Genomic DNA, 17096 nt, shown 5'->3' on the forward strand with positions numbered 1-17096 from the left:
ACTATAGCAATTTGAGTGGTCCCTTAGCTCAACTGGACAGAGCGTTTGGCTACGGACCAAAAGGTTAGGAGTTCGACTCTTCTAGGGATCGCCATTTCAATTATGTTGACCAAAAAGTGCCTTTAAGGGCATTTTTTATTGCTGATTAGATGTATTTTAAGAAAAAGTTGCTATAATTTGTTAGCAAAAACGGCACCATGGCCAAAAGGCGAAGGCACGAGTCTGCAAAACTCTGATTACGGGTTCGATTCCCGTTGGTGCCTCCAAATCAGTTTTACTGTTCACTTTAGCGTTTCTTTAAAGAAGCGCTTTTTTATATAAAAAAACTTCCTAAGCGGAAGCCTCCTTATTTATTCTGCGACGATGTAATTTTGTGATTCAGTGATTTTCTCAATAATGAATCATCGATTTTTTGTATTTTCTTCAAGTTCTACTGTGTCTAATACTAATTTTAAGTTTTTTGTTTTCAAGTCTAATATTAAGTTTATTTTGTAAACACCAAATTAAGATTGAAATTGGAATATAAGCAATTAAAACGCCAGTAACAATAAAGAAATTGTATGGTCACACTAAAATTTGGGCAAGGAATGAAATATCTTGTTTGCTTTGAGTTAAACCTAAATAAAGATAGTTTGCTTTTCAGCGTTCTGGCACAGAATTTGAAATGTCAGTAATATAGTTAATAACAAATAAAATTACACAATAAACAAAGATTATATTTATTGTAACAATAGTATCTTTAAATGTGTATTTTGCTTTAACAACAATTATTAAGTAGCTTGTAATCAAGCACAAGAAAGTGTGTGCAACATAGTAATCTCAAAAATAAAAACTGTCTACACCAATATTTTGTCCGGCACCAGGGTACGAAATTGCAATAAATGCACCCAATAAACTGATTGAACCAAAATATTTAATTCAGTGCAGTTTATTGAAAATCAAAATTATGCCAATTAGAAAAATAGCTGTACGGCATAGATGTAAAGGTATAACTTCTCATAAATTTGGAAAGTCATTTACTGCTAAAACTACTGAGCGTCCCATCGCAAAAATGATGGTTAACAAGCCAAAAACTCTTCAAAAAGTAATTTTACGCATACCTAAAATTGTTGAGTGCATCGAGTATTGTTTTTTTACGCTTGATTTAAGAAACCAAAGTAAAACGCAACTCAAAACAGTTAATGTAACAAGAGAAAAATAAATAATTGTCGACAAACCGCTGAGCGGTAACCGATTGCCATAAGGATTAAAAAAGTTGGTCATTAGAGTGAACCACCTCCAAAACCCATTTTGGCAAGTGAACCAAGGTCACCGCTTTTGATTTTCTTAGACATTTCAGTCATATTTTTTGCCATTTGTTCGAAATCGTTAATTAAACGGTTGTATTCAAAAGCAGAACGGCCGCTTCCTTTGATGATTCTAGCTTTGCGAGAAGCTTGTTTAAGTAATTTAGGGTTTTTACGTTCTTTAATGGTCATTGAATTAATCAAGATTTCATAAGTTTTAAATTTTTCTTCAGCTTCTTCAATTCTTTGCTCGTCAATCTTTTTAGCCAAACCTGGAATCATTTTGATAATTTTCGTCATCTTACCCAATTTTTTAATTTGAGCAAGATTTTGCATTAAGTCATCGAGTGTAAATTGACCTCTTAACATTTTAGCAACTGTGTTTTGTGCCATATCCGCGTCAATTGCTTCTTCAGCTTTTTCAATCAAGGAAAGCACATCACCCATTCCCAAAATTCTATCAGCCATACGATCAGGGTAGAAAAGATCAAAGTTAGAAGTTTTTTCACCGGTACCAATAAATTTAATTGGAACATTCAGTACTTTAGCAATACTTAAAGCTGCTCCACCACGAGCATCTGAGTCAAGCTTAGTAATAATTGCGCCTGTTAATTTCAAGTTTTCGTGAAAAGTTTTCGCAACATTAAGAATATCCTGACCGCTGAATGCATCAGCAACGAACAAAATTTCGTTTGGATGAGCAATGCTGCGCAAGTCTTTCAATTCTTGCATCAATTTTTCATCAATTGATAAACGACCAGCAGTATCGATAATTACTAAATCATTTTTGTTTTGTTCAGCAAAAAGCAGAGCTTCTTTAACAATATTTTGTGGCGTGTCACTTGTTCCTTTTTCAAAATAATCTATTTGAATACCTTTTGCTAAAGTCACAAGTTGTTGAACAGCAGCAGGACGATAAACGTCACCAGCTACAACTAAAGGTTTTTTAATAAAATTCTTTTTTCTCAAGTAGAAAGCGAGTTTAGCAACAGCTGTGGTTTTTCCAGAGCCTTGTAAACCGGCCATCAAAATAACATATGGAAATTTAGTAATTTTGATTTCTTGAACTTGCCCCCCGAGAACATTTTTTAATTCTTCGTGAACAATCTTAATCATTTGCTGTGAAGCATTAAGCGAACCCACTAATCTTGATTCAAGTGCTTTTTGTTTGATGTTGCTCACAAAGTCTTTCACAACTTGTAAATTAACGTCAGCTTCTAACAAAGCTAATTTGATGTCACGGGTTGTTTCAAGAATGTCAGATTCTTGCACAATGGTTTTCTTTTCCATTTTGGCAAGAGATTTTTGAATTCTGTTTTCGAGAAAATTAAGCATTACAACCCCTTTCTACAGATTTAATTATTAAAAAATAAAAAAACAAAAACTGTTTCGTCGAATTAGTTCTTGTTAAGTTAATTATTTTTGGATAGTTTCTAATTCTTTTTCGATCAGGTCTTTGAGAATTGTAAGTTCTTCAAGTGTTAAAGTGATACCTTTTGAAGCTCTTGAATGGTCTTCGCTTCAATCTCTAATATCATATTTTGGTTGTGAATTATTTCATGAAACAAGGTTCAATTCTTTTTTGTAGCCACCTGCTGTTTCTGAAATTACACCGATTTCCTTGACAATTGTATTGGTAATTTCGTTTCTTCTATTTGTTGCCATATTTCTCCTATGCTAACAATCCTAACTCGCAAAACTTTTATTTGCTTCTTGCAGTATTTATATTTATATTAATATATATATTCATAATTATATAGTAACAAAGGGAAATGGAACAATTTTGATATTTTCAGTAGCTTTACAGACTATTTTTGCACATCTTTTAGTTTTTCGTATAAGCATCTTGCGATCATTGCACCATTATCAGTTGCATATTTAAGATTGGGAATAGTCGCCTTGTCTGAAAGTTTAAGAAATTCTTGTCTAAGCAATGAATTCGCACTAACACCACCAGCTAACATTAATGATTCAAATTCGTACTTTTGTATTGCTTTTTTTACTTTAGAAATTAGATATTCAACAACTAAATGTTGAAAAGAACAAACCAGTGCAACTTCATCTAATTTTTGCCCACGATCAATAGAATTACGATACAAATTAATCACTTGCGATTTTAGTCCACTGAATGAAAAATCTAGTTCGTTTTCAGTTTTAGGTGATGTTAATTTTATAAATTCTCCGCGATATGTCTTGTAAAGCTTGTCAATAGTAGGGCCGCCTGGAAAACCAAGTCCGAGTCTCACACTCACTTTGTCGTAAGCTTCACCTACTGCGTCGTCTTGTGTTTGGCCAATAATTTCAAAACTTGTTGGATTTTTAATGTACATTAATTGAGTGTGTCCGCCTGAAACTAACAAACACAAAGCGGGGTATTTAACTTCTTCTTCATTAATAACAGTTGAATAAAAATGACCTTCCAAATGATCGATTGGATAAATTGGTTTGTTTAAAGCTAAACTCAATGCGTTCGCGAACAAATAACCAATTTGCAAAGTGCCAATTAAACCCGGTTTTTCAGTGTAAGCAATCACGTCAATTTCATTCAAATTCCACTTTTTAATAAGCATTTCTAGAATTACCTGAATATTTTTCACATGCGTGCGAGAAGATAATTCTGGAATGGTGCCACCAAATTCTTTAAAAATATCAATTTGTGAAATTGTAATAAGATCAACAACTTTAGAATTTTCTAAAATTGCAATTGATGTGTCATCGTGACTAGTTTCGATTCCTAAGATTTTCATAAGTTTCCAAATAGTTTTTATTATTCATTTGATTTATTTTGTTGTTTTGTTCTTCTGCGTGAATTTCATCAGCTGTTTTTAATTCAACTGCATTTTCAACCGAAAGTTGAGAATCTTCTGGATTTGCATTTTTTTCGGTTTTGATAAAACTAAAAGCGTTTTGTTGAGATACTTCTGGATTATCCTTTTTCTCTTCAATATAGTCTTGAATGCTTTTTTCAACCGGCGCATTTTTTTCTAGTTCGTGTTGTTGAAAATACAATTCATCAATTTTTGGTTCTTCAAGCAAGTCAAGATATCTAGTTGGATATTTTCTAAAAGTAGAAATAACCCAATACTTAATGTTTTTTTTATTTTTCGATTCTCTTTGTTCGTTGTCGATTGTTCTAGAAGCAATTCAAACTAAGATGCTTGAAACAAAGAAATTTAACATTAGAAGTCCCGCTAAAATTGAAAAAGCTAAAATAAAAATAAGTAAACCAACATCACTTCTGTTTTGTATATCATCCTTTGATAAAGCTATAATCGAGACAACAGCAGCGCCAATACAGATAAAAGTTCCTAGAAAAAATGTTTGCACCCAAGAGTTAAAACGACCCCTAAAAAAGTCCGGGTTAGTTTTTAAAACTTTGAACCAACCATCAGTAATTTGGTTCTTTGTATATTTTTGTTTCGGTTTATTTTGTTGTTTAGTCATAAGTAACTCCTTTTAAGTTTTTAACTCAATTAATAAAGTGAACGTAAATTTTATTAAAGTCTGGTTTGTTGTTAATTTTAAAATTTTTGTTAACTGCCATATTTGCAAACACATTATAAGCAACTGTATCAGTAAATTCTTGACTTAACATTTCTGTTAAATCAACATTGAATTCTTTTTCAATTTTTTCTGGGTAATATTCAGCAAGTGTTTTGAGATATTGGTTAGCCAAAAATCTAAGTGGAAAAATTGTGGTTTCAATAGATCCAACCATAGCAAGTTTGACGGCAGCTTTTTGATCTGTAAGTTTCGGAAGTAAAATGCCAGGAGTATCCATAAAATAAATGTTATCAACCGCTACTCATTTTTTAGCCCGTGTAATTCCAGGCATATTAGCTACTTTTAATGATTGTTTTTGAGAAATCAAATTAATTAAAGAACTTTTGCCAGCATTTGGAACACCAACAACAAAAACTTTGATTTTTGAAATTAAAAAACCTTTTTGTTTATCTCTTTCAACTTTTTCTCTAGTACATTTTTTAATGGCTTTAATAATTTGATCTCTCGAAGATTTTTTTCGCAAATCAAGTCAAAGCACTTGTTCATTTCCGAATCTTTTTTGAATCAAGTTTTTCTTGTTGTCATCCATTAAATCACTTTTTGTAATGACAAAGAGACGAGGTTTTTGAGGAGCTATTGCATCGAAATCTTCGTTGTATGAACTAATTGGGCATCTGGCGTCCAAAACCATAATAAAAACATCAGCTAAACTTGCGTTTTCCTTGATTTCGCGCATTCCTTTCGTCATATGACCAGGATATCAATTGATTAATGTTTGTTCAGTATTATTCATGACAACCTAATTTAATTTTCAATTCTAAAATTTCTTTTTCTAGTTGACCAATAATTTTATTTTTATTGGCTATTTGCGAATTCAACAGTTCAATTTGTTTTTGTTCGTTTGCTTTTTGGTTTTCAAAATCCACAACTAATTCTTCTAAAAAATTATCTACTTCAAAGGTAATATAGCCATTTAATTCACGATGAAATTTTTTTGTTTTTATTTTTTCAACTACAGATATTTCGTTCATTGCTACCTCTTTTTGTAAAACTCGTTAAGAATAATACCACTAGCTACTGCCACATTAAGACTCTCGAAATTTATAGGGATATAAATTTTGTAATCAGCTAATTCTAATAATTTTGGTTCCACTCCCTTGCCTTCGTTTCCCAAAACTACAACCAATTTTTGGAAATTTGTTGGAACCTGATCATAATGTTGAGAATCTTTATCCAAACTAGTAATGTAAATTTTGTACCCTAAATCTTTCAATTTTTTTAATTCCGCATATGAATCAAAACTCTTTTTATGTTTAACTGAAAAAATTGCTCCTTGAGTTGACCTAATCACTTTGCTGTTAAAAACATTGACGTTGGTAATGATTGAATCGAAATTAAATGCTTTTAATGTTCTAATAATTGTGCCTACGTTGCCGGGATCTTGTACATTATCAAGAAAAACAATTTTATTGTCCAAATCTTCAACAGTTGGTTTTTGACAAAGCGCAAAAACTCCGTCAGTATTAACTATTTCAGAAAGACGTTTTGCAATGTTTGAACCTATAATATAGTTTTGTTTGTTAAATTCAGTTTCATAAGTGGCGAAAATTTCTTTTACTAAATTAGCCTTTTCAGCTTCTTTAACTAAGTGACGAGTTTCAACTAAAAAATAAGGGGATTTTGGATCGTTTTTAAGTTTGATTAAATTTTTTATTTTTTGGTTAGCAACACTAGTAATTATTTCTTTTGCCATTTTTTAATTTTTCTTTTCTTTGTTTTCGAGCAAGAAATATTTTCCCTTTTCAGTTTCAAAACAATTCAAATCTTTAAATTTTAATTGCCTCATTACTTCAAAACCCACAATTACCACTGAATTTGCAAGATTAATTGAACGCATAGCTGAAACCATTGGTATTCTTAAACAATGGTCAATGTCATTCATTAAAATGTTTTTATCAATGCCAGTAGATTCTTTGCCGAACATAATTCAAATCTCTTTATCTTTAGCATAACTTTTTTTAAAAACATTGTCGTCAGTATAACTTTTCAACCCATAACGAGTTAAGTACCAAATTGTTTTGTCTTTGTAAAGTTTATGAAAATCTGCATAAGAATTATGAATTTCGTGCGGGATATCACTAAGCAAACGACCAGCTGCAGCTCTTGAAAGATACTTAGGATCTAAGTCAAACCCAATGGGTTTGATGATGTGTAATTTTGCACCAAGAGCAAAACACGTGCGAATGATGTTCGCTGTGTTGGGCGGAATTTCAGGTTCAAACAAAACAATATTGAGCATTTTTTACCTTTCTCTGTTACGTATATATCTATTTTTTAGCTATTATTGCAAAATGATGTTTTATAAATCATCAGTAGCTATTAAATAAATGCAATTATATTGTATAATAAGCCAACTTATGGCAATTATCGATTGGCACGCTAAAGGTATAAAGGAGTTACATGAGAACCATTCTTGACATAGCGCTTGATTATATGTTAGCTAGTTATTCATCTGGCAAATATGCTGATTTTACTGATATTTTTGCTTTTGTGGAAAATGAGCTCGGATCAAAATGAAGAGAAGAAGCTGAAGAAAAAAATGTTTCTTATGAAACTATTTCAGAAGCAAAAATTGGTGAGTTATACCGTTTATTAACAGTTGATTCTCGTTTCTTAAAAGGCGAAAGCAATGCTTGAACAATTAGACCAGGTTATAAAAAATAGAGTGTGCAAATAAGCACATTTTATTTTGTTTAAAGGACTTTTATGAAAATTATTATCGATAATCGACGTGGATTACACGGATATGAAATTTTAGACAAACACGAATGTGGTCTTGTCTTGCAAGGGTGAGAAGTTAAGTCTGCGCGAGCTAAAACAGTTAATTTGACTAATTCATATTGCTTTTTTCGCAGAGGCGAATTTTTTCTTTACAATGCTTCATTTAAAAGTTGGATGCTCCAAAAAAACGACGAGACACGCGAACGCAAATTGCTAATGCATAAAAATGAAATTATCAGATTGCAAAACAAGTTGGAAAAAGTGGGGAATGGTACTATTTTACCAACAAAAATCTACTTTAATGAACAAGGCAGAGTTAAAATTGAAGTAGCCTTAGTTGTGAGTCTTAGAAAAGAAGATCGACGACAAGCAATAAAGGAAAAAGACGCTCAAAAATATATAAAAAAGATTGAAGTTTTATATTAAATAAGCGTCTGTTAAATTAATAAACAAAGGAGTTTAATGGCTATAGCATTAATTATTTTTTCAATTTTATGTGTTTTAATTTCGATTATAACTCTTGCTTTGGTGATTGTTTTTTCGAAGAAAGAAGCAAAAATTGATGACAATAAGTTAAAAAATTTGCTTGAATTAATCTTAGCGAACAAAAAAACAGATTTTGCTTCTGAGTTAGTTACTAAAAACGCTGATTTTGAAAAACACTTAACTTCTAATTTGGAAGAACACATAAAAGTTTACGCCGGCGATGTTGAAACAACGTTGCAAAAGCATTTGTTCGGAGAAGAAAAAACTTCGTTCTTATCTGTTTTGAAAAGGGATTTCGACATATTAAAAAAATCTATCGAAGACGAAAAAAATAAAGTAAACGCTGAACTTAATACTTTAAAAACGGAGCAAACAGCTTTTCTAAATAATTTTCACTTAAAGAGAACGCAAGATAATAATCAGTTAACTAGTTTAGTTACAACTAAAATGACTGAAATCCAACAAAATACAACTGATAAACTCAAAGAAATTGAACTTTATGTAAAAAGTAAATTGCAACAAGAATTATCTACTGCGATCAAAACAGAATTTCAAAATGCAAAGGATGCAGTTGAAAGATTGCAACAAAATGTTCAAGTTATTCAAGATGTTAACCAACACATTTTGCAGTTACATTCAATTTTTTCAAACAACAAAAAAATTGGGTTGGCTGGTGAATTCATTTTAGAGGATATGCTAGCTGATCGTTATGGTAACAAAGAGGTTGATGGTTTATTAAAATTCCAACACACCATCAAAGACGACAAAATTGTTGATGCTACAATTAAACTTTATACAAACAATAGTCAAAATAAATTCATTTACTTACCAATTGATTCAAAATTCCCATATACAACATTTAATAATTATTTAGTTGAAGAAAAAGATAAAAGCAAAGCTGAAGAAGCACTTTTACTTTCAATTCGTAAAAAATTCGAAGAAGCGGCAAGTTATGTAATTGATGGTGTGACTACTTCACATGTGTTGATGTTTCTGCCAAGTGAAACTCTTTACTATTTCTTAATTACTCATAAAAAGTTTCTTGATTTGAAAAAAGAATTTCCAAATGTTATTCCAGTAAGTCCTTCAACTATCATTTGCTTTATTGATATGTATCGTGCAATGAACCAATATAGTGCTTTAACTCAAAATCTTAATGTCTTATTTGGTTCATTAAAAAAACTTATGTCGCACGTTGCTGCTATTTCAACAGGTCTTACAGATAGCCGTAAAAAACAAATTGATTCTTATAATGCGCTTGTAAAAGTGGCAAAAGAATTTACCAACGCCACTGTTGGCATCGAGAACTTCTTAAATACAACAGGATTTAGTGCTGACTCATTAGAACCGTTGGAAGCGGCCCAAAAAATTTTCAACGACGAATATAAAAACAAAGCGATTGAAGCATCATTCGAAAGTGGTGAGGCAATTTCAAGAACATATAAAAAATAAAAAAAAGTTCCGCATATGCGGAACTTTTTTTAAACTGTAAGAAGCTCTTTTTCTTTAGCTTTTGTCATTGTCTCAATGTGAGCAATTTTTAAATCTGTTTGCTTTTGAATTTCATCAAGATATTTTTTTTGTTCGTCTTCAGTTAATTCTTCATCAGCTTTGATTTGCTTGTTAATATTTTGCCGTACGTTTCTGACACCAATTTTTGCTTGTTCTGTATATTTACTCAAACTTTTAACTAATTCTTTACGACGATCAGAAGTTAAAGCAGGGAAAGTTAAACGGACTTGGTTACCTTCGTCAGCAACTCCAACGTTTAAGTTATCAGCTAAAATTGCTTTTACTAACTCTTTGGTCACACTAGCATCAAAAGGTTTAACTAAAAGCTGTTGAGGTTCCGGCACACTAATGTTTGCTAATTCTTCAATTGGAGTTGGTGTGTCATAGTAAAGAACTTTAATACCTTTGATAAGTTGAGGGTTAGCTCTACCTGTTGAAATTTTTGAAAGCTCAAATGCGTAATGATTAGCCGCCTTATCTGCTTCAGTTCTGAATTCTTCTAAATAAAGTTCTAATTCCATTAATTTGTTACCTCCGTATGATTAATGTCTCCATTTAACGCGCGAATAATGGCGTCTTTTTCTAAGATGTTAAAAACAACTAAATCAATGTTGTGATCTCTTGCCATGCTGGTTGCGGTTAAATCCATCACCTGCAATTTTTGGTCAAGTATTTCGTCGTAAGTAATTTTTTTGAAATGTTTTGCGTCTGGATTAGCTTTAGGATCTTTGTCGTAAATACCTTCAACTCCATTTTTGCCCATCAAGATGGCTTCAGCTCCGATTTCAGTAGCAAATAAGGTTGCAGCAGTATCCGTGGTAAAAATTGGACGACCTGTACCACCGACAAAAATAACAATTTCGCCTTCTTCAAGGTATTTAAGTGTTTTTTCATTAATGTAGTTTTCCGCCACTTTTTGGTCAATGTTAATTGACGATTGCACTCTGGCTTTTAAACCAACTTTTTCGAATCCGCTTTTGAGTGCAAGTCCATTCATTATTGTGGCTAACATTCCGATGTAATCAGCTCTGTTCCGAGGAATACCATTTTTTTCAGCACTAGCGCCACGTCAGAAATTGCCACCGCCGATTACAACGCTAATTTGGATGCCTTGTTGGTGAATTTTTTTAAGTTGTAAAGCAATATTTTCGACAATATTGTAGTCAATTGCTAATCTACGTTCCTTGTTTGCTAAGCCCTCACCAGATAGCTTAATCAAGATTCTTTTATATTTCACAAAAACCTCATCACATTTCTTAATAAAAATTTTAATTATTTATATATTACTTTAAAATTTAAAATTTAAAAGAATAAGACAGAAAAAGTGCGCAATTTTTAGAAAAATATTTTTTTGTATATGCCTATAATATAGTATGTTATGAGAAATGATTAAAAAATAAAGGTGTATTTTTGAAGTAAAAAAAGAAACCGAAAATCAAAGCCCGATTTAGTTTTTAATTTTTCTAATTTCGCTTTTATAAGTAACTCGCTGTTATAGAAAAAAATGCTTAATTAAATATCAAAACTGATTGCAAAAATATTTTTTAAATTTTCTATCAAAAAAATATTCTGTATTATAATATGTAAGTCTTGCCGCCTTAGCTCAGTTGGTAGAGCAACTGACTTGTAATCAGTAGGTCGTAGGTTCGAGTCCTATAGGCGGCACCATATGCTTAGCTTAGTAGCTTTTATAAGGTGCAATTCCTTAAATGAGCATATTATGCGCGAGTGGTGAAATGGCAGACACGCTAGATTTAGGCTCTAGTGCTTCGGCGTGAGGGTTCAAGTCCCTCCTTGCGCACCATATCACAGAAATCGTGTTCACAAATGACTTCCTTATGGAGGTCATTTTTATTTATTTTAGAAGATATAATAAAACCAATTAAAGAAGGAAAAAATGGAACAAAGAAAAAAGCTAAGTGTACAACTATGTTTTGACTTTAGTGGTGTGTTCTCATATTATTTTTGAAAAGCAGGAATGAAGATTGTAGGAATAAAAAACTGCTTTTTTGCTCAAAATGAAAATGACGAAAATTTTTGAGATATTGTAAAAATCTTTCAACAAAAAGCAAACCTCAATCTTAATAATTTCAAAGCGTTAGAGAATTTGGAACTACCTGAAATCAAGAGTTTGAATGTGGATATTTTGTTTTATTCAAATCTTGCTTTTAATTTGCAAAATAATAAATTACTCGAACATATAAACAAAAGTAAGTGTAAAGCACTTTATCTAGATTTATGGTTTAGTACCGAAAATGAGTTTGAATTAAAATACAAAGAAAAGTTTGAGAATTTAATTACTGGTTTAAAACATCTAGGATATTTTCCAAATGTTTACACTTATGACCCGGCAAAATTTGGCTATGCAGTAACTAGATATTCGAAAACAATAATAGCTTTTGCTCAAGAATCAAGTTCCAAGCAGTTTGCCGAAATTTTTGCTGAATTTTCAAGTCTGAAAAGAACCGAAAACAAAATAGTTGAAGATATTCTGGAAGAAAAATCAAGGATTTTTGTTAAATCAGCAATCATTCAAAAAATGCAGCCAAACTATTTTCGAGGACTCTTGCAAAAAAGACCAACATCTACTCTATCTATTGCCACATTAATTAACAGAGACTATATTTGAAAACCGCTTATCAACAATTTTGTTTTAAAAAACAAAGAAATTAAATTGCACAGTAAAGAAAGATGCGATTGTTTAGATGCAGGACTAGATTCATTTTTAAAGCTTTTAAGTGACAAGCTTAGTGATCAAAGCATTTTAGCTAAAAAGTGATGCATAAAACCAAAAGATAATGTTTTTGAAGAAAAAAAATTAAATTCAGTAACTTTTCGCCATTGTTTTGAGTCTTTCGACGAAAACAATGTCAGTGAAGAAGTACTAAAATTAATTGAAACAAAATTGTTTAATACATCACCGGTTGCGCCAGCGTTATTCCCTATTTTTATGGAAAACAATTTTTCAGTAACAGAGGACGAGTTATTAAGTTTACACATTGATTTATTGTCTGGAATTACTGTCTTTGGTCAAAAAGGTAAAGTTTTTGCTCCTTATGGGTCACGTTTTGCAGCTAGTAAAAATCCTTTTGGTTTGAGAAGTTCTTATTACACAAGAAATGGGATATATTGAATTAACAACACTTTAAGAGTTTTAACACCAAACGAAATTTTTAAAGCTTACGAATTGCCAACCAAACCTGAGGTTTCATTACTTGATTTTTCGTTTGCAAATGAATTTGTTAGTTTTGTTCAAATACCGCCATTTATTGAATATTTCATCGAAAGATTAATTAACGTTTTAGACTAATGATTCTGACGGTCTAACTACAATTCGGTTGTAACTGAGGTATTGCAATCTATTGGATCCAAAATTGAAAAAGCAATGGTCTACATAGAAACAGTGAAAATAAAAAAACCAAGTTTACCTTGGTTGTTAATTGAGGTTTAAGCTCTTTTGCTACTTGCTAGTATTAAGTCAACTATTCTTTCTAATGTTTTTATTTCTTGATTTCTTATTTCGTTATCAAAATTTTCAATAGTACTATAACCTTCAAACGATTCGATATTAGAACCGTTCATTTTGACAATTAGTGCTGTCATCGTTTTAATCTTTGTGTTATTATGAAAAAAGTTACCATTTTTAAATGCTTCAACATATAGATTGAAACTTTCAAGAAGATTTATTGTTTTTTGGGGAGCAATATCGTTTATATTTTTTATCTCAATAAATAAAGCGTGCTCAAGACAATCGCTGTTCTCGCCAATTACAAAATATGTATCAGGAAAACCTTTTTTGACAGAAAAATCATCTGAACTTTCTAGATATTCAAATCCAAAACCACGATGTGGTTGATTAATTGATCAAAGTCCAACTGCCCTAGCTACCACATTTTTTCTTTCTAAGTTAGCTAAAAATTCAGCTATAAATGATACTTCTGATTTTGAATCCAAATAAACTTCTGTATGGTTATGTGCAGAATATGGGAAGAGTTCAGCAAGTTGTTTTTTAAGGGAAATTGTGTTTTTCGACTTGCCACTACCAGGTGTAGAAACACCATTATAATGACTTTCAATTATTTGGACAAACTCACTTGGAATATCATTAAAATGAATAACATAAGTATTTTTGCCAGTGTTTTGGTTCACCGATTTACAAAACTTGCCATACAAACTTGCAATGTCACTTATGTATTTTTTGTAAATTGTGTATTCAAACATATCCTGGGTGAAAGAACGCAAATATATTTCTGCTCTTTCCTTTTCATCTTCAGTTTGTTTGGCTGTAGACTTAAGTTTTTCATTGAGCCAATTTTTCATTTTGGCATATAAATTTTTCAAGAAATTCTCGCCTAATTTTTCGAAATACTTATTATATTGACGGCGCTTGTTGTTAATAAAAATTCTTAAATCAATTAAATTTTGAATTTTTGACATAATATATGTCACTTCTTGGCCAGTACCATCTTTTTTAAATTTTGATTCTTCACCAATTAAATACTTGTTCTCTTCATTCATATAGAAATTCATAAAAGTTATGTATTTGTCTTTAATGCTGTCGAAGTCAAGCTTGGTTGTCAATTTTTCTTGATAATTAACCACATCAAATTCTTTTTTTAGTAAATCAAGATTAATTTTGCCATAAGGAATTGTAATGTTCTTCTTTTTGATATTTTCTTTTATTTTTCAACTTATTAGACCTGTTGTGTTAGAAGTGATAACGTTTGAATAAATGAAATATTTATGAACTATGCTATTGTAAGAAAAGTCATATGAAGGCTTTGGGTTACGTTTTATTCTACCAATTGTTTGAATGTTAAGTGGTTCTGAAAACACTCTTCTTAGTTGTACAAGCATGCAAGCACGTGGAATATCTCAACCAGTTGCTGGTCCAACTTTAAACAAGATGACATCATAAGGAGAATTATTTTTTGAAAGTGATTGCAAAGTAACTTTTTCTCTTAAGTCTGAACTGGTTTTGTTTTCACTAAAATATTGTGCTTAAGTCAAGCCATGACTTTTAATGACTTTAATGTACTCAGCAATGTCTTTTTCCAATTCCTCATCAATTTTTTTCTCTTCTTCAACTTTTGATGATTTACTGTTTCTAATTTGAATTAGCATTGCTGGGTTAATTCCAAGTAAGCCAGGTTCTTTTTCTTGATTGCCGTATCTTTCTTTAATTTCTTTAAATTTCCGACAAGCCGCATCAAGCATCGCGATGTCATCGATATGTTTTACATCTTCGTCAAAACCTGGATTCGTTTCTTGTTCTTTTTTTAACAAAATTAAATTGTCGTCTGCTAAATCTGCTTCGCTAATTTCAACAATTTTACCTTGCTCTTTTGGAGTCGCAGTCATATGAATAGTGAAAGACGCCGCATTATGAACTAAAGATTCAAAGTTTTGCGCATATTTACTATTGTTTCCACTATTTCCGCTACCCGTGCCGACGTGAGCTTCATCCCGAATATAAATTAATTCAGTTTCGTTGTCTCTTAGAATGGAATCGAGCATTCCCTCAAGATAACCCATTTCTGTATAAATTCTTCCCTTACCAAAGGATGATTTACCCACAATCATCACATCACAGTCATTGTACATTAAGTTAAAACTACCATCTTTTGTACCCTGTTTGGCTGATGAAGGTGACTCCACATATTTAACCCTTAAGTTGATATCATTAGTGAAAGAATAACGATATTGATTTAGTTTGTTTTCGAGCTGTTTTGGAAGTTCTGCTGAAGATAAGGTTGCGAATAAAAAGAAAGGTCTTTTATCGTAATTGTGATTTTCATAGGCACTAATGATTCTTTCAATCAATTTGGCAATCATAAAAGTTTTACCGCTGCCTGTAGGGGCTTTGAAAGTAACATGCTTAGTGTCTTCGTCTCTTCAGAATTCAAAAAGCTCATTGACAGCTCTCTCTTGAACTGTTGATAATTCGAAAGTACTCATATTATCCACCTAATGCTTTGAGTGATCTCAGTTTGGCTAAGATTTTGTCAGAAGTTATCGCAGGCGTTCTAACACCAAAGTCTGACAACATTTTGTTAACATCTTTGATTAATAGGTCGAGATCTTCTTTACTTGTGATACCTATGTTTTTGTATTCAATATCAAAGGTTGTTAAATTTGCTTCGTAAGGTTTGTTTTTAGCTGCCCAGTCAACTCGTTCATTTTGTGTTGACTTGCCGTAGTTAATTCTAAACAACCTTTCGAAAGTGATTTTGCGGGCAATGTCGTTTTCATTGTTAGTTACTAGTGTAAAAATTCTGTGCCCACCGTCTTTGCGATTGATCTCTAGGGTTGCTTGTCCTGTGGTACCCGAACCCGCAAAGAAGTCTAGAATTTTTGCATTTTTGTTTGGAATTAATTCAATTAGGTAAGAAATCAAACCAACAGGTTTAGGGTTTTCAAACACTCTGTCCTTGTTGAAAATCTGTTTAATTTCTTTAGTCCCGATTGCTCCGTGAATGTCTAAAATTAAATTAGACTGTTTTCTTTTACGGACAATTTTGCTGCCATTGTTGTCCACAAATTGGTATTGTTTTGCATACACTTTGCCATTTTTAATTTCAATGAAGCCTTTTTCATAGTTTTCAAAAAATTTTTGCTCACTTCATCTTCAACGATGATCGTTAAACATATGTTTGCCATTGTGTCTGTCTAAATGTTTTTGATAATCTGAACCAGGCACAAAGGTTTGACCGTCAATTGTGATTGGATAGTCAAGCGACTTTACATAAGTAAGTCCTGGCGTGTCGAGTTGTTTGAGCTGATATAAACCGCGTTCTTCAAAATATTCATCTTTGTATTGGTACCTGCCATCATTAACATCAATTTCTTCGTGTTTGATTTCCAGTAAATTAATGTTTTTAGCATACATTAGAATTGATTCGGTTAATGTTCTGATGTTTTTGGTATCTGAACCTGACCCATCATTTTTGTTTTGTCAAACAAAGTTGGTTACAAAATTGATTTCACCAAAAATTTCGTCCATCAAAATTTTCAAGTATGCTTGTTCACTTTCATCGATTGAAACAAAAATGACGCCATTTTCTGCTAAAAGTTGTCTAGCTAACACAAGTCGTTCTTTCATCATATTCAATCAACCATTACGACTGAATTTATCACGATAAATAAACTTACTTGGAGCAATTTTTTCGTTGTTATCAGCAACTCTATTACCTTCCACCGCTGACCGTTCGGTATTGTAAGGAAGATCAAGGTAAATTACATCAAAACCTTTGTGTTCTTGTTTCGATTCTTCAATCAAAATAAGGTTTTTCAAGGCATCGTAATTTTCACCAATGATTAAGGTGTTTTGAGTAGCAGGTGTGCTTTGACCAAAAGATAATTGTTCATTCTTTTGCAAAAAAGCAATCGTATCAGTTTTAGTTGTTGGCGCTGAGTCAAAAGTAAAACCAATTTTCACTCTTTGAATTAGTAATTGATAAGCACTTTCGATTAAGTATTCTGATGAATTTTTGAGGTTTGCTAATGCTTCCAAAATTGTATAAATTA

Annotated in this window: 18 protein-coding genes and 4 tRNA genes; 8 read left to right on the forward strand and 14 right to left on the reverse strand. The window is 31.7% G+C overall.

Annotated features, from left to right (window positions below; genetic code table 4):
- Window positions 1-17: 17 nt before the first annotated feature.
- Together EXC55_RS01900 and EXC55_RS01905 are read left to right on the forward strand one after the other, a co-directional pair.
- Window positions 18-94 (forward strand) — tRNA-Arg (locus EXC55_RS01900).
- Between the two features lie 97 nt (window positions 95-191).
- Window positions 192-266 (forward strand) — tRNA-Cys (locus tag EXC55_RS01905).
- A 64-nt stretch (window positions 267-330) separates the two neighbouring features.
- On the opposite strand, the gene EXC55_RS01910 is transcribed toward EXC55_RS01905, so the two are convergent.
- The 9 genes from EXC55_RS01910 to EXC55_RS01950 all read right to left on the reverse strand — a co-directional run bounded on the left by EXC55_RS01910 (window position 331) and on the right by EXC55_RS01950 (window position 7089).
- Window positions 331-1263 carry a YwaF family protein gene (locus tag EXC55_RS01910; RefSeq protein ID WP_129623003.1) on the reverse strand — a complete coding sequence of 311 codons (933 nt, stop codon included), beginning with the start codon at window positions 1261-1263 and terminating at the stop codon, window positions 331-333.
- Window positions 1263-2621 (reverse strand): signal recognition particle protein, encoded by a 1359-nt coding sequence (ffh, locus tag EXC55_RS01915; protein WP_129623004.1) that lies wholly within the window; start codon window positions 2619-2621, stop codon window positions 1263-1265. The genes EXC55_RS01910 and ffh overlap by 1 nt, the downstream gene beginning before the upstream one ends.
- A gap of 81 nt (window positions 2622-2702) precedes the next feature.
- The gene (locus EXC55_RS01920; RefSeq protein ID WP_129623005.1) at window positions 2703-2951 is read right to left on the reverse strand and encodes a YdbC family protein; all 249 of its coding nucleotides are present in this window, start codon (window positions 2949-2951) and stop codon (window positions 2703-2705) included.
- A 143-nt stretch (window positions 2952-3094) separates the two neighbouring features.
- On the reverse strand, window positions 3095-4033 hold the full coding sequence (gene tsaD, locus EXC55_RS01925; RefSeq protein ID WP_129623006.1) for a tRNA (adenosine(37)-N6)-threonylcarbamoyltransferase complex transferase subunit TsaD: 939 nt from the start codon (window positions 4031-4033) through the stop codon (window positions 3095-3097).
- Entirely contained in the window at window positions 4008-4730 is a 723-nt protein-coding gene (locus EXC55_RS01930; protein WP_129623007.1) for a hypothetical protein, read from the reverse strand. The genes tsaD and EXC55_RS01930 overlap by 26 nt, the downstream gene beginning before the upstream one ends.
- Entirely contained in the window at window positions 4723-5583 is an 861-nt protein-coding gene (gene ylqF, locus EXC55_RS01935; RefSeq protein WP_129623008.1) for a ribosome biogenesis GTPase YlqF, read from the reverse strand. Before ylqF ends, EXC55_RS01930 begins: the two co-directional genes overlap by 8 nt.
- Window positions 5576-5821, reverse strand: a complete 246-nt coding sequence (locus EXC55_RS01940) for a DivIVA domain-containing protein (RefSeq protein ID WP_129623009.1) — start codon at window positions 5819-5821, stop codon at window positions 5576-5578. The genes ylqF and EXC55_RS01940 overlap by 8 nt, the downstream gene beginning before the upstream one ends.
- 2 nt (window positions 5822-5823) lie before the next feature.
- Window positions 5824-6543 (reverse strand): TrmH family RNA methyltransferase, encoded by a 720-nt coding sequence (locus EXC55_RS01945; protein WP_129623010.1) that lies wholly within the window; start codon window positions 6541-6543, stop codon window positions 5824-5826.
- Window positions 6544-6546: 3 nt separating this feature from the next.
- Window positions 6547-7089, reverse strand: a complete 543-nt coding sequence (locus EXC55_RS01950) for a tRNA (cytidine(34)-2'-O)-methyltransferase (protein WP_129623011.1) — start codon at window positions 7087-7089, stop codon at window positions 6547-6549.
- A gap of 161 nt (window positions 7090-7250) precedes the next feature.
- Here EXC55_RS01950 and rpoE point away from each other — a divergent pair, with 161 nt between their 5' ends.
- From rpoE to rmuC, 3 genes are read left to right on the forward strand one after another with little or no spacing between them, the layout of a single operon-like run.
- Entirely contained in the window at window positions 7251-7514 is a 264-nt protein-coding gene (gene rpoE / locus EXC55_RS01955) for a DNA-directed RNA polymerase subunit delta (protein ID WP_129623012.1), read from the forward strand.
- Between the two features lie 42 nt (window positions 7515-7556).
- Window positions 7557-7997 carry an SsrA-binding protein gene (gene smpB / locus EXC55_RS01960; protein ID WP_129623013.1) on the forward strand — a complete coding sequence of 147 codons (441 nt, stop codon included), beginning with the start codon at window positions 7557-7559 and terminating at the stop codon, window positions 7995-7997.
- Between the two features lie 36 nt (window positions 7998-8033).
- Window positions 8034-9509 carry a DNA recombination protein RmuC gene (gene rmuC / locus EXC55_RS01965; RefSeq protein WP_129623014.1) on the forward strand — a complete coding sequence of 492 codons (1476 nt, stop codon included), beginning with the start codon at window positions 8034-8036 and terminating at the stop codon, window positions 9507-9509.
- Window positions 9510-9538: 29 nt separating this feature from the next.
- Here rmuC and frr read toward each other — a convergent pair whose 3' ends face one another.
- The gene (gene frr / locus EXC55_RS01970; protein ID WP_129623015.1) at window positions 9539-10090 is read right to left on the reverse strand and encodes a ribosome recycling factor; all 552 of its coding nucleotides are present in this window, start codon (window positions 10088-10090) and stop codon (window positions 9539-9541) included.
- Window positions 10090-10806 carry a UMP kinase gene (gene pyrH / locus EXC55_RS01975; protein ID WP_129623016.1) on the reverse strand — a complete coding sequence of 239 codons (717 nt, stop codon included), beginning with the start codon at window positions 10804-10806 and terminating at the stop codon, window positions 10090-10092. Before pyrH ends, frr begins: the two co-directional genes overlap by 1 nt.
- Window positions 10807-11161: 355 nt before the next feature.
- Here pyrH and EXC55_RS01980 point away from each other — a divergent pair.
- The 3 genes from EXC55_RS01980 (at window position 11162) to EXC55_RS01990 (ending at window position 12879) form a co-directional block, all read left to right on the forward strand.
- Window positions 11162-11237: transfer RNA gene (locus tag EXC55_RS01980), tRNA-Thr, on the forward strand.
- 54 nt (window positions 11238-11291) lie between these two features.
- Window positions 11292-11373: transfer RNA gene (locus tag EXC55_RS01985), tRNA-Leu, on the forward strand.
- Between the two features lie 93 nt (window positions 11374-11466).
- Complete coding sequence (locus EXC55_RS01990; RefSeq protein ID WP_129623017.1) at window positions 11467-12879, forward strand: hypothetical protein; 1413 nt, start codon at window positions 11467-11469, stop codon at window positions 12877-12879.
- 137 nt (window positions 12880-13016) lie between these two features.
- On the opposite strand, the gene EXC55_RS01995 is transcribed toward EXC55_RS01990, so the two are convergent.
- Genes EXC55_RS01995 through EXC55_RS02005 form a run of 3 tightly spaced genes read right to left on the reverse strand, consistent with a single transcriptional unit; the run spans window position 13017 to window position 17082 of the window.
- Window positions 13017-14516: a DEAD/DEAH box helicase gene (locus EXC55_RS01995; RefSeq protein WP_129623018.1), complete on the reverse strand. Its 1500-nt coding sequence runs from the start codon at window positions 14514-14516 to the stop codon at window positions 13017-13019.
- A 54-nt stretch (window positions 14517-14570) separates the two neighbouring features.
- A complete protein-coding gene (locus tag EXC55_RS02000) occupies window positions 14571-15527 on the reverse strand; it encodes a DEAD/DEAH box helicase family protein (protein ID WP_129623019.1) in 957 nt (318 codons plus the stop codon).
- A 1-nt stretch (window position 15528) separates the two neighbouring features.
- Window positions 15529-17082, reverse strand: coding sequence for a site-specific DNA-methyltransferase (locus tag EXC55_RS02005; RefSeq protein WP_223211675.1), 1554 nt, complete (start codon window positions 17080-17082; stop codon window positions 15529-15531).
- Window positions 17083-17096 lie beyond the last annotated feature (14 nt).

It is taken from the genome of Mycoplasmopsis columbinasalis, assembly GCF_900660705.1.
GTDB classification, from domain to species: Bacteria; Bacillota_I; Bacilli_A; order Mycoplasmatales; family Metamycoplasmataceae; genus Mycoplasmopsis; species Mycoplasmopsis columbinasalis.